Below are 14,399 nucleotides of genomic sequence, written 5' to 3'. Positions count from 1 at the left end.
GCCAATTACCGCCACGAATTGCAGGATGGCCATCATGCCCATCAGGTTGGAGGCAATTGCAGCACTTTGCATCAGCACGAACACGACGTAATAGGTGAAGACGGCATTAAACACGTCCTGCGCGATATACCCGCCAAGGTATAACCCCAGATGTTGACGGAAAATCTTGATGCGCAGCGTCGAGGATAATTCCACTTTCAGACGTTTCAGGCTCTGCGCCAGCGTCAGTTGCTGACGTTCGCGCTCAATTTTCTTCGTGGCTTCAGATTTGAGCTCTTCCGGTCTTTCCCAGGTAAAGAAATACACCAGTGTCAGAACGAATGCGCAAATTACCGCAAAGACCAGGCTCGAATAGAAGAAGGAAATGGCATTATCTTTGCCGAAATGCTGCAACAGAATCCCCGGCAGGAAGGCCGCCAGAATCGCTGACAACTGTGCCAGAGCGATACGGGCGCCGGAAAATTTAGTTTTCTGTTTGAAATCATCGGTCATTTCCGGCACCAGTGTTTCATACGGCACCAGAATCATGGTGTAGACGATATCGAACAGCAGATAGGTCAGCAGATAATAGACATATCCCATGTCTCCCACCCACATGAAGCTGTAGCTGAACACACAAGGAATACCGAGCAGGATGAAGAACTTGCGGCGGCCAAAACGCTTGCCGAGCCAGGTGTTGCCGAAATTATCAGTGAGATACCCCATCAGCGGGCTCAGCACCGCATCGGCTACGCGCGCGGTGGCAAAAATAAAGGTCGCTTCAATGGGCGAAAGACCGCAAAACGTGGTGTAAAAATAGAGTAGCCACGCCGCAGTCAGAGCTGTCGTACCCGCCCCGAGAAAATCGCCTGACCCGTAAGCGATGTAATTAAAGAATCCGATTTTACGTGTTTTCATTGCCGTGTTGCCTCTGTTAAATCACCTATAGGCGTAGGCTGAATGCGAACGAAAATACTTCGTCCGGCCATGATTCAAATTAACGAGGAGCAGGAATGAAAACCTTTTGGTTTTTGCCACTCAAACGGACTTTATGGCAAAGAAATGAAGAAGTGGGCGATCAATCTCTAAATATTGAACATAGGTTTGATATTAATGAAATGACAGTTCATTAAATGGACTGGATATAAAAAAAGGCAATCCGCAGATTGCCTCGTTGGCTTATGAGGAAGGACTACTGAGCGGAAGACTTACGTTTTTTCAGCTTCAGACCTATCCAGAAGATCAGTGCCACACAAATCAGCGACGGCAGGAAGTTTGAGCCCAGTTCAGGGTATTCTGCGCGCACGATGGTGCTGTACAGTAACAGACCCAGCAGGAAGCAGGCTGCGGCCAGAACCGGTAACCCTTTCGGCATTTCACCGCGGTGGTAACGAACGTGCAGGCAATACACCGCTAACACCAGAGAAATGATCGGGAAGATCGAAAACGTTACGACAGAACTGAATAACGCATCGAAAGTGCCATTAATTGACAGCCCGGCAATCAAAGCCAAAACCAGAGTGCCATTATCCTGGTTCGGTTGTTCGGTCATCTTCTTTACCTCGGGTCATATTAGTGAGGGGGGTCACAGCCGTCCGTTCCTGCTGACGGCGATACCAGTAATATGCGCCTTTGGAAATCATCCGCAGCTGCAACACCAGGCGTTCCTCCAGCTGGCGGCGCTGTGCAATATCCACATCCAGCGCTTCCGCCCCGGCGTTGAAAACGATGATCACCATGGCTTCAGCCTGCGCTTCAGTAAAACTGCGCGGCATATGGTTTTCGAGTTGCAGATAGTCGGCAAGTTCCGCAATAAAATGCTGAATTTCACGGGCGACGGCGGCACGAAACGCCGATGACGTACCGGAGCGTTCACGTAACAACAGGCGGAATGCGTTGGGATTGTTACCGATGAATTCCATAAACGTGGAGACGGATGTGCGGATCACGCTGCCCCCTTTCGCAATGCGCTGGCGTGCCTGGCGCATCAGCTGACGCAGCATCAGACCACTTTCATCAACCATTGTCAGACCCAGTTCATCCACATCGCGAAAGTGCCGGTAAAAGGAGGTTGGCGCAATGCCTGCCTCGCGGGAAACCTCACGCAGACTCAGACTGGCAAAGCTACGCTCGGCACTAAGCTGGCTAAAAGCCGCCTCAATCAGTGAGCGGCGCGTGCGCTCTTTTTGTTGTGCTCTTACGCCCATAACCTTCATCCGGATAGTATTCTTCTTTTTGATTATTCGCCCGATATCGCTTCACTATACCAAAAATTTTAACGGCCGGAGCCAAAGATACAACAGCATAAAGTGGGTCAGAATGTTGCTGCATTACCATTAAATGACAACTGCATGTGGGGTAAATAGGTGTAATATGTTACTTTCTCGTTGTGATTTTGTATAAAAATAGGTTTCGAACCATGCCACTGCACTCACATTTTGATGCCATCATCATTGGCTCAGGCCCTGGCGGAGAAGGCGCCGCGATGGGACTGGTTAAACAAGGCGCCCGGGTTGCTGTCATCGAACGCTATAACAACGTCGGTGGCGGATGTACTCACTGGGGAACTATCCCTTCCAAAGCATTACGCCACGCCGTCAGCAGAATCATCGAATTTAACCAAAACCCGCTCTACAGTGATAACTCCCGCACTATGAGTTCGAGTTTCCCGGACATCCTGCGTCACGCCGATTCGGTTATTAATCAGCAAACACGTATGCGCCAGGGTTTCTATGAGAGAAACCAATGCCAGCTGTTTTCCGGAGATGCCAGTTTTGTGGATGCCAACACCATCAGCATCCGCTATGCCGATAACACACACGAACAAATTACCGCTGATAACATCGTTATTGCCTGCGGCTCCCGTCCTTACCGGCCAGCCAATGTCGATTTTGGCCATCCGCGGATTTACGACAGCGATCTCATTCTTGAACTGAGCCATGAGCCACGCCACGTGATTATCTACGGAGCGGGTGTAATCGGCTGCGAATATGCGTCGATCTTCCGCGGTCTGAACGTCAAAGTGGACTTAATCAACACCCGTGACCGCTTGTTGTCTTTCCTCGATCAGGAAATGTCAGACGCCCTGTCCTATCACTTCTGGAATAACGGTGTGGTTATCCGCCACAACGAAGAGTTCGAGATGATCGAAGGCGTGGAAGACGGTGTGATCATGCATCTTAAATCCGGTAAAAAAGTGAAAGCTGATGCACTGCTGTATGCCAACGGGCGCACAGGTAACACCGATAAACTGGGTCTGGAGAACATTGGTCTGGAAGCTGACAGCCGCGGGCTGCTGAAAGTGAACAGCATGTATCAGACTGCGCTGTCGCATATTTATGCGGTCGGTGACGTCATTGGCTATCCAAGCCTGGCATCAGCGGCTTACGATCAGGGACGTATCGCCGCGCAGGCCATGATTCAGGGCGAAGCGAAAGTCCACCTTATAGAAAACATTCCGACGGGTATTTACACCATTCCTGAAATCAGTTCCGTGGGTAAAACCGAACAGGAACTGACAGCGATGAAAGTGCCCTACGAAGTGGGCCGCGCACAGTTTAAACATCTGGCACGCGCACAAATTGCAGGCATGAACGTGGGTAGTCTGAAGCTCCTGTTCCACCGTGAGACCAAAGAAATTCTGGGAATTCACTGCTTTGGTGAACGCGCCGCCGAGATTATTCACATCGGTCAGGCCATCATGGAACAGAAAGGTGAAGGGAATACTATCGAGTATTTCGTTAATACCACCTTCAACTATCCGACCATGGCAGAGGCCTATCGCGTTGCGGCACTGAACGGCTTAAACCGCCTGTTTTAAGACTGCAGTTCGGTCCATGTAAGGCTGCATGTGCTCTTTGATGGCTTCCGCCAGCTGCTCGTAACGCCCGCGCAGTGGCGAACCGGGACGATATACCAGCGCGATGGTGCGTCGTGGTTCCGGTTTGTCACACATCAGATACGTCACGCCGTCACGGCTGCGCTCATTGGGCACAGCCAGTGATGGCAGCAACGTAATCCCGCTTCCCGCCGCCACCATATTACGCAGCGTTTCCAGACTGGTTGCCCGGAAATGGGTATCTTCATCCGCGCCTGCCTGGAAGCAGAAACCGAGCGCCTGATCACGCAGGCAGTGCCCGTCTTCCAGCATCAGCAGTTTTTCACCGGCCAGATCGGCCATCGCCACACGATCGCGAGATGCCCATGGATGATCGTCGTAGATCGCCAGCCTCATCGGCTCATCAAACAGCGGCACTTCAATAAACGCTTCGCTCTCTTTCACCAGCGCCAGAATGGCACAGTCGAGTTTTCCGCTGTCCAGCTGAGCCAGTAACTGATGGGTTTGCGCTTCGTGCAGATACATTTCCAGCTTCGGGAAGGTTTTGTGCAGCGAAGGAATAATCTGGGGCAGCAAATAAGGCCCGACGGTCGGGATCAGCCCGATATGCATCGGCCCGGACATCGCTTCACCCTGTTGGCTTGCCATCTCTTTCAGAACTTTCACTTCACGTAACACCGTGCGCGCCTGATCCACCAGCAACAAACCGGCTTGTGTAAACAACACTTTGCGGCTGGTTCTTTCAAGCAACATAACGCCAAGTTCATCTTCCAGTTTACGAATCTGACCGCTTAACGTCGGCTGACTGACATGGCATGAATCTGCTGCGCGGCGAAAGTGACGGAACTCCGCCAGCGCCACCAGATACTCTAGATCGCGAATGTTCATTTTTCCTCCAGTCCCTAAAAGGCAATGAGATAGCTGTTAACGATAGATAAGATAGCAATCAACGATTATATCTATCAACCATTATTGTGAATAATGCCTCCCAGCGAAACGGCAATGCCGAAAATATTTTGTATTTTATTGATTAATTAAGAGGTTATTCATGTTTGCAAGCCAGGAAGGGAAACACGTACCGCACGTTACTTTTCACACCCGACAGGGCGACCAGTGGGTAGATCTCAGCAGCGAGCAGCTGTTTAAAAATAAAACAGTGATTGTGTTTTCATTACCGGGAGCCTTCACCCCGACCTGCTCTTCAAGCCATCTTCCACGTTACAACGAACTGGCTCCGGTCTTTAAAAACCACGGCGTCGACAGCATTCTGTGCGTTTCCGTGAATGACACCTTCGTGATGAACGCCTGGAAAGCCGAACAAAACGCGTCCAACATCACTTTCATTCCGGACGGTAACGGTGAATTCACCAAAGGCATGGACATGCTGGTTGAGAAAGCGGATTTAGGCTTCGGCCCGCGTTCATGGCGTTATTCCATGCTGGTGCGCAATGGTGTAGTCGAGAAAATGTTCGTTGAGCCAAACAAACCGGGTGACCCGTTTGAAGTGTCTGATGCAGACACCATGCTCAAATATCTGGCACCAGAATTTAAAGTACAAGAATCCGTGTCCGTATTCACCAAACCGGGCTGTCCGTTCTGTGCGAAAGCCAAACAAATGTTGCAGGAACGCGGCATTCAGTACGAAGAAATTGTATTAGGTAAAGACGCGACCACCGTCAGTCTGCGCGCCGTGACAGGGCGGGCGACAGTGCCGCAAGTCTTTATCGGTGGACGCCACATTGGGGGAAGTGACGACCTGGAGGTTTACCTCCATTCAGAAACAGAAGCGTTGTGCGAAGTCGCACAATAAGCGTCGGGAAACCAAACAGTAAAATCAGGCGGACTTCGGTCCGCCTTTTTTATTTTACGCTAAACGCGCTTTCGCATCGGCAATCGCCTGCGCGACCTGCTGCGGAGAAACGCCACCTTTGGCGGCACGTTTGTCGAGACAGGATTGCAGTTCAAGGATCGCGTAAACGTCATCGCCAATCACATTGCTGAATTTCTGCAAATCAGCCAGCGGCAATTCTTCCAGCGCCTTCCCCTGATTAATCGCTTCGACCACCGCTTCACCCACAATATGGTGTGCTTCGCGGAACGGCACGCCTTTGGCAACCAGATAGTCTGCCAGTTCGGTGGAATTAGCGTAGCCTTGCTGTGCAGCTTCTTTCGCACGCGGGCGTTTCACCTGAATGCCGTCCAGCACCAGCGACGCCATATTCAGGCAATCCATCCAGGTGTCGAGCGCATCGAACAGCCCTTCTTTGTCTTCCTGCATGTCTTTGTTGTACGCCAGCGGCAGGCCCTTCATGGTCATCATCATGCCAGTCAGTGCGCCTTGTACGCGGCCACATTTGCCGCGGATCAGCTCCAGCGCATCCGGGTTTTTCTTCTGCGGCATCAGGGAGGAACCTGACGTTACGCGATCGGACAAATCAATAAACGCCGCTTCGCCGGTGTTAAAGAAGATCAGGTCTTCGGCAAAACGGGAAAGGTGAACCATACTGATGGCCGCGTTGGACAGCAGTTCAAGAACATGGTCACGGTCAGAAACGCTGTCGAGGCTGTTACGGGTCGCAGAAGCAAAACCTAACCAGCCCGCCAGCTGTTCGCGATCCATCGGATATGCCGTACCGGCCAGTGCGCCACAGCCCAGCGGGCTGACGTCCAGACGGGTCAGGGTATCTTTCAGACGGCTTTCGTCACGCGCCAGCATTTCAACATACGCCATGCACCAGTGCGCAAAGGTCACAGGCTGAGCGCGTTGCAGATGGGTGTAACCCGGCATCACCGCGTCCTGATTGGCTTCGGCGGTGGCAACCAGCGCCTGCTGTAAATGATGCAATGCATCGCCCAGTTCAACCACCTGCGCTTTACACCACAGTTTGATGTCGGTCGCGACCTGATCGTTACGGCTGCGGCCGGTATGCAGTTTCTTGCCAAGATTACCGACTTTGTCGATCAGTTTACCTTCGACCCAGCTATGAATATCTTCGGCGTCGCTGGCTAAAATAGCGCGGGGATTGGCACGGACTTCTTCCAGCAGCACGGTCAGCGCCTCTTCCAGCTGGATTTGCTCGTCAGCGGTTAATACGTTGACGGTCACCAGCGCTTTGGACCAGGCTACTGAGCCCACGATGTCCTGCTCTGCCAGCCGGTAATCGAAACGCAGTGAGTCATTGAGTTCTTTAAACCGCTGATCCGCTGCCTGAGTAAAACGTCCGCCCCAAAGTGCCATTTTCCTGCTCCTGAATTTTTTATGCAAAAGGGCGCACTATGCTGCGCCCTTGAAAAGGGTATACCGAATGCGCCGCCGGTGCGTTACGCCAGAATACGTGTGCCGATGGCGACGCCGTTAAACAGTGCCGGTAATTGTTCGGCATGACGCCAGCTGGCAATATCAACCGGACGTCCCAGAGAACGGGCGGCGTCCAGCGCAGCGTGAACTTTGACGATCATGCCATCGGTGATAATACCCTGCGCGATAAGCTGCTCGGCTTTCTCTGCGCTCATTTCCGGGATACGCTGACCTTTGCCGTCAAGAATGCCACTGACATCAGACAGCAGGATCAGATCCGCGCCCAGCGTGGCCGCCAGTGCGGTCGCAGCCTGATCAGCGTTAACGTTCATCAGCTCGCCGTTTGCGGTGATGCCGATAGAACTGACAATCGGCAGGTAGCCTGCGCCGTGCAGCGTGTTAATCAGCGCCGGGTTACCCGCTTCGGCTTTACCGACGAAGCCCAGTGATTCATCCAGTTGTGTAACGCTGACAGTACCGCCGTCTGCCAGAGACAGGCCAACGGCGTTGATATGATTTTTAACCGCCCACGCCAGCAGGGTTTTGTTAGCGCTGCCAGCAAGTGCGCCGGTGATAATGTCAATCTGATCAGCCGGAGTCACACGCAGACCGGCTTTTTTCACCACCGGCAGATTCAGCTTTTTCATCAGCTCGTCAACCAGGCAGCCGCCACCGTGAACAATAACCAGCGGGCGGTGATATTCCTGACGATAAGCCACTACCGCCATGAACAGGCGCTCGAGCGCTTCTTCATTGTCCAGCAACACACCACCTAATTTTATGACTAACGGATTCATAGCTGTTCGCGCCCCGACCGGTTGAGAATGTTAATTAATAACAATACATTTAATTTAATCTAACACCCCTGCACGTCTGAATAAACGCTCAGGGGCGGTTGTTTTTTGTTTGCTGACAATCTGACGAAGTATTAAAGCAGTGATTGTGTTTCCGGGAAGCCGAAACGGATATTCATGCACTGAACCGCCTGCGCGGACGCGCCTTTAAGCACATTATCCTCCGTCGCCACCACAATCAGATGTTCGCCTTTCACCGCAAAACCGATATCGCAAAACGGCAGGCCAACCACGTCTTTCAGCGCCGGAACGCCTTTGGTGTACAAACGCACCAGCGGTTTATCGTGATAAGCATTATGGAAGGCTTCCGCCACGTCCTGCTCCGTGACACCCGCGTTCAGACGGCAGGTGATGGTCGCCAGAATACCGCGCGGGAAGTTGCCCAGATGCGGTGTGAAAATCACCGGCACGCCAAGGTGCTCGGCAATTTCTGGCTGATGACGGTGGCTGAAAAGTTTGTATGGCTGAAGGCTGACTTCGCAGAAGCTGTTGCCGAGCGTGGCTTTACGGCCTGCACCACTAACACCGCTGGTGGCGTTGATCACCGGCCACTGGCTGTCATTGAGCAAACCATTTTCGATAAGGGGTTTAAGCGCCAGCTGCGAAGCGGTCGGGTAACAGCCCGGAACGGCGATCAGCTGTGCGTCTTTTAATTTGTCAGCCTGCCATTCGGCCAGGCCGTACACAGCTTGGTCGAGCAGGTCGAGATGCTGATGCTCAAAACCGTAGAATTCGGTATAAAACTCAGGTTTGCTGACGCGAAAAGCACCGGATAGATCAAACACCACGCAGCCCGCCGCCAGAAACTGTGGCGCTAAATCGTGRCTGACTTCATGCGCGGTCGCCAGAAATACCACATCGACACCTTTCGCGGCTTCCGCCACGTCAGTCAGTGGCGAAACAGGCAAATCGACGATGCCTTTTAATTGAGGATGCAAATCAGAAAGTAATTTTCCTGCATCTGCACTTTGCGCTGAAACCGTTAAACCGGTTATGTTCATATGTGGGTGGCGATTCAGGTAAGCAGCGAGTTCGGCTCCGGCATAACCTGTGGCACCAACAATCAGCGTATTTAACATAGGGCTTGTTCACCTTCTCAATTTTTGGGTAGGGGCCGGATGAATTTTTTTCCGGTTTCCTTACGCGCTGGCTTATTGTATTTTTATTCACAATTATTGCATGAATATGAATACTACCCTAACTAAAGGCTGTCAACAGTGAAGATGAAATTACCTCCTTTTATTGAGCTCTACCGGGCGTTAATCGCCACCCCTTCCATCAGCGCCACAGACGCTGCACTGGACCAGAGCAATGAGACGTTAATCAATCTACTGGCAGGCTGGTTCGGTGATTTAGGCTTCAAAGTCGAAGTGCAACCCGTGCCAGGAACACGCCATAAATTCAACATGTTAGCCAGTACCGGTGAAGGTGCAGGCGGGTTGCTGCTGGCGGGTCATACCGATACCGTTCCGTTCGATGACGGCCGCTGGACACGTGATCCTTTCACCCTGACCGAGCATGAAAATAAGCTCTATGGTTTAGGGACTGCCGATATGAAAGGTTTCTTCGCGTTCATCCTCGATTCATTGCGTGATGTCGATCTGACCAAACTGACTAAACCGCTGTATATTTTGGCGACCGCCGATGAAGAAACCACCATGGCCGGTGCCAGCTATTTCTCTAAAAATGCCAAAATTCGCCCTGACTGCGCGATCATCGGTGAACCCACGTCGCTCAAGCCGGTTCGTGCGCATAAGGGGCATCTGTCGAATGCAATCCGCATCACCGGTCAGTCCGGCCATTCCAGTGATCCGTCCCGCGGCGTGAACGCTATTGAACTGATGCACGAATCGATTACCCATTTAATGACGCTGCGCAATACGCTGAAAAGCCGTTACAACCACAGTGGTTTCGTGATCCCGTACCCGACCATGAACTTTGGTTATATCAACGGCGGCGACGCACCAAACCGTATTTGTGCCTGTTGTGAAATGCACATGGATATCCGCCCGCTGCCGGGTCTGACGCTGACCGACATTGATGGTCTGTTGAACGAGGCACTGGCCCCCGTCAGCGAACGCTGGCCGGGACGTATTGTGATTGAAGAACTGCATCCACCGATCCCGGGCTATGAATGTCCGCCGGATCACCCGCTGGTGCAGGTGGTCGAGAAATTACTGGGCGTGGAAACGGAAATCGTTAACTACTGCACCGAAGCGCCGTTTATTCAGGAACTGTGCCCGACGCTGGTGCTCGGACCTGGTTCTATCGATCAGGCGCATCAGCCAGATGAATATATTGATACTGCGTTCATTAAACCGACTCGTGAGCTGATTTCTCAGGTTGTTCATCATTTCTGTTATCACTGATACTGAATGAAGGATTGATGAAGAAACAATCAGGGCGCTCACGGGCGCCCTTTGATACTGTACAAAAGGTGGATTAGCCAAACTGATATCGCCGCTGTTGTAATTAAATTTCAGCGACATCGCCAAAAAGACCATTTTTCACGTGAGTGTTCAGGGGTTTTTGGGTTAAAACATGTGCTGCATTTAAAAAGTATGGCCAGGTTGGCAGGGTGAACGGGGCAAGAATGCCTGACGGGTGAAAGTTATTTACAGAATATAAAAATTAAACGAGAGAACGGGTCAGAGGTAATATGAACGAACAATATTCCGCAATGCGAAGTAATGTCAGTACTTTAGGTAAATTGCTGGGCGACACGATCAAAGATACGTTGGGAGAGCATATCCTGGATCGTGTTGAGAAAATCCGTAAGCTGTCGAAATCCTCCCGTGCCGGAAATGACGCGGATCGACAGGAGTTACTGTCAACGTTGCAAAACCTCTCAAACGATGAGCTGCTGCCTGTTGCCCGTGCTTTTAGCCAGTTTCTGAATTTAGCCAACGTGGCTGAACAATATCACAGCATTTCGCCGCACGGCGAAGCGGCCAGCAATCCTGAAGCGCTGGCGCAATTGTTCGATCGTCTGAAATCCAAAAACCTCTCTGAGCAGCAGTTACGGGATGCCGTTGACCAGCTTTCTATCGAACTGGTGCTGACCGCGCACCCGACAGAAATCGCCCGCCGTACGCTGATCCACAAACTGGTGGAAGTGAATAACTGCCTCAAGCAGCTCGACCATAACGATCTGGCCGATTACGAGCGCAAACAAATCATGCGCCGCCTGCGTCAGTTAATCGCGCAGTCATGGCATACCGATGAAATCCGCAAAAACCGCCCTTCTCCGGTGGATGAAGCCAAATGGGGTTTTGCGGTAGTCGAAAACAGCCTGTGGGAAGGCGTGCCGGCTTTTCTGCGCGAACTGAACGAACAGCTGGAAACCTCACTGGATTACAAAATGCCAGTGGAAGCCGTGCCGGTTCGCTTCACCTCCTGGATGGGTGGCGACCGCGACGGTAACCCGAACGTAACCGCCGATATCACCCGTCACGTGCTGTTGCTGAGCCGCTGGAAAGCGACTGATCTGTTCCTGCGTGATATCGCGGTGCTGGTGTCAGAACTGTCGATGACCGAATGCACACCGGAACTGCGTGAGCTGGCCGGCGGTGCGGACATCATCGAACCTTACCGCGAAATCATGAAACAGCTCCGTTCGCAGCTGACCAATACTCAGGTGTATCTGGAAGCCCGTCTGAAAGGCGAACGTGTTGCACGCCCGCACGATTTGCTGGTGAAAAATGACCAACTGTGGGCGCCGCTTTACGCCTGCTACCAGTCATTGCAGGCCTGCAACATGGGCATTATTGCCAACGGCCAGTTGCTGGATACCCTGCGCCGCGTGCGCTGCTTCGGCGTGCCGCTGGTGCGTATCGACGTGCGTCAGGAAAGCACCCGCCACACCGACGCTATCGCAGAAATTACCCGTTATCTGGGTCTTGGCGATTACGAAAGCTGGTCAGAATCCGACAAACAGGCTTTCCTGATCCGCGAACTGAACTCAAAACGTCCGCTGGTGCCACGTCACTGGGAACCGAGCGCCAACACCAAAGAAGTGCTCGATACCTGTCAGGTGATTGCCGAAGCGCCGGAAGGCTCGATTGCAGCGTATGTCATCTCGATGGCGCGCACGCCGTCTGATGTGCTGGCCGTACACCTGCTGCTCAAAGAAGCCGGTTGTCCGTTCCCGATGCCCGTTGCGCCGCTGTTCGAAACGCTCGACGACCTGAACAATGCCGACGATGTCATGAAGCAATTGCTGAGCATCGACTGGTATCGCGGTTTCATTCAGGGCAAACAGATGGTGATGATTGGCTATTCCGACTCCGCAAAAGACGCGGGCGTGATGGCCGCATCGTGGGCGCAATATCGTGCGCAGGATGCTCTGATCAAAACCTGCGAGAAAGCCGGAATTGCCCTGACTCTGTTCCACGGACGTGGCGGTTCTATCGGCCGTGGCGGCGCACCGGCACAGGCAGCGTTATTGTCTCAGCCTCCGGGCAGCCTGAAAGGTGGCCTGCGCGTTACCGAACAAGGCGAGATGATCCGCTTCAAATTCGGTCTGCCGGAAGTCACCATCAGCAGTCTGGCGCTGTACACCTCTGCAATTCTGGAAGCCAACCTGTTGCCACCGCCTGAGCCGAAACAAGCCTGGGTGGATATCATGGAACAACTGTCTGACGTGTCCTGCAAAATGTACCGTGGCTACGTTCGCGAAAATAAAGACTTCGTGCCTTACTTCCGCGCCGCAACGCCGGAACAGGAACTGGCCAAACTGCCTCTGGGTTCACGCCCGGCGAAACGTAAAGCCAGTGGTGGCGTCGAAAGCCTTCGTGCCATCCCGTGGATTTTCGCCTGGACGCAAAACCGCCTGATGCTGCCAGCCTGGCTGGGTGCCGGTGCCGGTTTGCAGGCTGTGGTTGATGACGGAAAACGCGACGAGCTGGAAACCATGTGCCGCGACTGGCCGTTCTTCTCCACGCGAATCGGTATGCTGGAGATGGTGTTTGCGAAAGCTGACCTGTGGCTGGCGGAATACTACGATCATCGTCTGGTTGGGAAAGAATTGTGGCCGCTCGGTCAGCAGTTGCGCGATCAGCTGGCAAGCGACATCAAAGTCATTCTGGCGATTTCTAACGACGATCATCTGATGGAAGATTTGCCGTGGATTGCAGAATCCATCGCACTGCGAAACGTCTACACTGACCCGCTGAACGTCTTGCAGGCTGAATTGCTGCACCGTTCCCGCGAGCTGGAAAAAGACGGCAAGCAGGATGCCAACGTCGAACAGGCGCTGATGGTGACGATTGCCGGTGTGGCAGCGGGTATGCGTAATACCGGCTAGTTTTCGCTGACATCAGCCCAAGAAAAACCCGCGAATTCGCGGGTTTTTTGTATTCAGTGTCGGGCAAAAAGATTAAGCGCGAACCGGCACGGCGATGTCTGGACGCACACCCAGCGTGTGGCAAATCGCGTAACTCATTTCTGCACGGTTCAGGGTGTAGAAATGGAAGTCCTTCACGCCTTCGCGGCTGAGGATTTTCACCATGTCCATCGCGATATTGGCACCGACCATTTTGCGGGTTTCGGCGTCGTCATCCAGCCCTTCAAACTGGCTGTTCATCCAGTGCGGTACACGCACATTGGTCATCGTCGCAAAGCGGGTCAGCTGTTTGAAGTTAGACACCGGCAGGATGCCAGGCACGATTTCCACGTCAATCCCCTGACCGGCGCAGCGGTCGCGGAAACGCAGGTAACTTTCCACATCAAAGAAGAACTGCGTGATGGCGCGGTTCGCACCGGCATCGATTTTACGTTTCAGGTTAATCAGATCTGACTGCGCGCTTTTGGCCTCAGGATGCACTTCCGGATAGGCTGCGACGGAAATATCAAAGTCGCCCACTTCTTTCAGCAGATGCACCAGATCGGTGGCGTACATTTCCGGCTTGCCGCCGCCTGCCGGCAAATCGCCACGCAGAGCCACAATGTGGCGGATGCCACTGTCCCAGTAATCCCGCGCGATCTGACGCAGTTCATCGCGGCTGGCATCGATACAGGTCAGGTGAGGTGCCGCTTCCAGACCGGTACGTTCTTTAATGCCTTTGATGATGCTGTGTGTACGATCACGCTCGCCGGAGTTCGCGCCGTAAGTCACAGAGACAAACTTAGGCTTGAGGCTGCTGAGACGATCAATAGAGCTCCACAACGTATCTTCCATCTCGCTGGTACGAGGCGGGAAAAATTCGAAAGAAACGTTAATCTGACCCTGTAATTCAGCCAGATTCTGATTCAGCGCTTCGCGCTGGTTTGCGTGGAAAAAGCTCATAAACACTACCTCATGGATCACTGCGTTTTGATTATGGTTCGTTATAATGGACGTTTGGACGTCTAAACGTATAGATAGAAAATGACGGAAAGAGAACAAAGTGTCAACGTTAAAATGAAGGCAGGGGATGATTAATCTTCACGC

The 14,399-nt window shown here is 52.7% G+C and carries 12 protein-coding genes; 4 read left to right on the top strand and 8 right to left on the bottom strand.

The genetic code is table 11. The features are described 5' to 3' along the window. The 3 genes from AC1DUO_RS14210 to fabR form a co-directional block, all read right to left on the bottom strand. Nucleotides 1–897: MFS transporter (locus AC1DUO_RS14210; protein WP_477987698.1), on the bottom strand; the 897-nt coding region annotated here is incomplete at its 3' end. Between the two features lie 274 nt (nt 898–1,171). Next, nucleotides 1,172–1,531 carry a YijD family membrane protein gene (locus AC1DUO_RS14205; protein ID WP_013577564.1) on the bottom strand — a complete coding sequence of 120 codons (360 nt, stop codon included), beginning with the start codon at nt 1,529–1,531 and terminating at the stop codon, nt 1,172–1,174. Beyond that, the gene (gene fabR / locus AC1DUO_RS14200; RefSeq protein ID WP_013577565.1) at nt 1,506–2,186 is read right to left on the bottom strand and encodes an HTH-type transcriptional repressor FabR; all 681 of its coding nucleotides are present in this window, start codon (nt 2,184–2,186) and stop codon (nt 1,506–1,508) included. Before fabR ends, AC1DUO_RS14205 begins: the two co-directional genes overlap by 26 nt. Nucleotides 2,187–2,398: 212 nt before the next feature. Between fabR and sthA the strand changes: the two genes are divergently transcribed. Continuing rightward, nucleotides 2,399–3,799, top strand: a complete 1,401-nt coding sequence (sthA, locus tag AC1DUO_RS14195) for a Si-specific NAD(P)(+) transhydrogenase (protein ID WP_119262193.1) — start codon at nt 2,399–2,401, stop codon at nt 3,797–3,799. On the opposite strand, the gene oxyR is transcribed toward sthA, so the two are convergent. Then, complete coding sequence (oxyR, locus tag AC1DUO_RS14190) at nt 3,782–4,705, bottom strand: DNA-binding transcriptional regulator OxyR (RefSeq protein ID WP_013577567.1); 924 nt, start codon at nt 4,703–4,705, stop codon at nt 3,782–3,784. The two genes, sthA and oxyR, sit on opposite strands and share 18 nt — an antisense overlap. A gap of 160 nt (nt 4,706–4,865) precedes the next feature. Here oxyR and AC1DUO_RS14185 point away from each other — a divergent pair, with 160 nt between their 5' ends. Further along, on the top strand, nt 4,866–5,627 hold the full coding sequence (locus AC1DUO_RS14185) for a glutathione peroxidase (RefSeq protein ID WP_013577568.1): 762 nt from the start codon (nt 4,866–4,868) through the stop codon (nt 5,625–5,627). Between the two features lie 54 nt (nt 5,628–5,681). Here AC1DUO_RS14185 and argH read toward each other — a convergent pair whose 3' ends face one another. From argH to argC, 3 genes are all read right to left on the bottom strand, one after another. After that, nucleotides 5,682–7,055 carry an argininosuccinate lyase gene (argH, locus tag AC1DUO_RS14180; RefSeq protein WP_013577569.1) on the bottom strand — a complete coding sequence of 458 codons (1,374 nt, stop codon included), beginning with the start codon at nt 7,053–7,055 and terminating at the stop codon, nt 5,682–5,684. Nucleotides 7,056–7,138: 83 nt separating this feature from the next. Then, on the bottom strand, nt 7,139–7,912 hold the full coding sequence (argB, locus tag AC1DUO_RS14175) for an acetylglutamate kinase (protein ID WP_013577570.1): 774 nt from the start codon (nt 7,910–7,912) through the stop codon (nt 7,139–7,141). Between the two features lie 131 nt (nt 7,913–8,043). Continuing rightward, the gene (gene argC / locus AC1DUO_RS14170; RefSeq protein ID WP_015690596.1) at nt 8,044–9,048 is read right to left on the bottom strand and encodes an N-acetyl-gamma-glutamyl-phosphate reductase; all 1,005 of its coding nucleotides are present in this window, start codon (nt 9,046–9,048) and stop codon (nt 8,044–8,046) included. Between the two features lie 138 nt (nt 9,049–9,186). Here argC and argE point away from each other — a divergent pair, with 138 nt between their 5' ends. Both argE and ppc read left to right on the top strand, forming a co-directional pair. Next, nucleotides 9,187–10,338, top strand: a complete 1,152-nt coding sequence (argE, locus tag AC1DUO_RS14165; protein ID WP_041673179.1) for an acetylornithine deacetylase — start codon at nt 9,187–9,189, stop codon at nt 10,336–10,338. 290 nt (nt 10,339–10,628) lie between these two features. Continuing rightward, nucleotides 10,629–13,274, top strand: a complete 2,646-nt coding sequence (gene ppc / locus AC1DUO_RS14160) for a phosphoenolpyruvate carboxylase (RefSeq protein WP_013577573.1) — start codon at nt 10,629–10,631, stop codon at nt 13,272–13,274. Between the two features lie 72 nt (nt 13,275–13,346). Here the strand turns inward: ppc and metF are convergent, their stop codons facing one another. Then, nucleotides 13,347–14,255 carry a methylenetetrahydrofolate reductase gene (metF, locus tag AC1DUO_RS14155; RefSeq protein WP_013577574.1) on the bottom strand — a complete coding sequence of 303 codons (909 nt, stop codon included), beginning with the start codon at nt 14,253–14,255 and terminating at the stop codon, nt 13,347–13,349. Nucleotides 14,256–14,399 lie beyond the last annotated feature (144 nt).

This window comes from Rahnella sp. P4_A8 (assembly GCF_056402435.1).
This window is presented reverse-complemented; position numbering and strand designations above follow the sequence as displayed.

What these genes read in the sequence shown, in the direction of transcription:
- ppc (WP_013577573.1), top strand. Translation starts at nt 10,629, where the DNA reads ATGAACGAACAATATTCCGCAATGCGAAGTAATGTCAGTACTTTAGGT.
- AC1DUO_RS14185 (WP_013577568.1), top strand. Translation starts at nt 4,866, where the DNA reads ATGTTTGCAAGCCAGGAAGGGAAACACGTACCGCACGTTACTTTTCAC.
- argB (WP_013577570.1), bottom strand. Translation starts at nt 7,912, where the DNA reads ATGAATCCGTTAGTCATAAAATTAGGTGGTGTGTTGCTGGACAATGAA.
- argH (WP_013577569.1), bottom strand. Translation starts at nt 7,055, where the DNA reads ATGGCACTTTGGGGCGGACGTTTTACTCAGGCAGCGGATCAGCGGTTT.
- fabR (WP_013577565.1), bottom strand. Translation starts at nt 2,186, where the DNA reads ATGGGCGTAAGAGCACAACAAAAAGAGCGCACGCGCCGCTCACTGATT.
- sthA (WP_119262193.1), top strand. Translation starts at nt 2,399, where the DNA reads ATGCCACTGCACTCACATTTTGATGCCATCATCATTGGCTCAGGCCCT.
- oxyR (WP_013577567.1), bottom strand. Translation starts at nt 4,705, where the DNA reads ATGAACATTCGCGATCTAGAGTATCTGGTGGCGCTGGCGGAGTTCCGT.
- AC1DUO_RS14205 (WP_013577564.1), bottom strand. Translation starts at nt 1,531, where the DNA reads ATGACCGAACAACCGAACCAGGATAATGGCACTCTGGTTTTGGCTTTG.
- metF (WP_013577574.1), bottom strand. Translation starts at nt 14,255, where the DNA reads ATGAGCTTTTTCCACGCAAACCAGCGCGAAGCGCTGAATCAGAATCTG.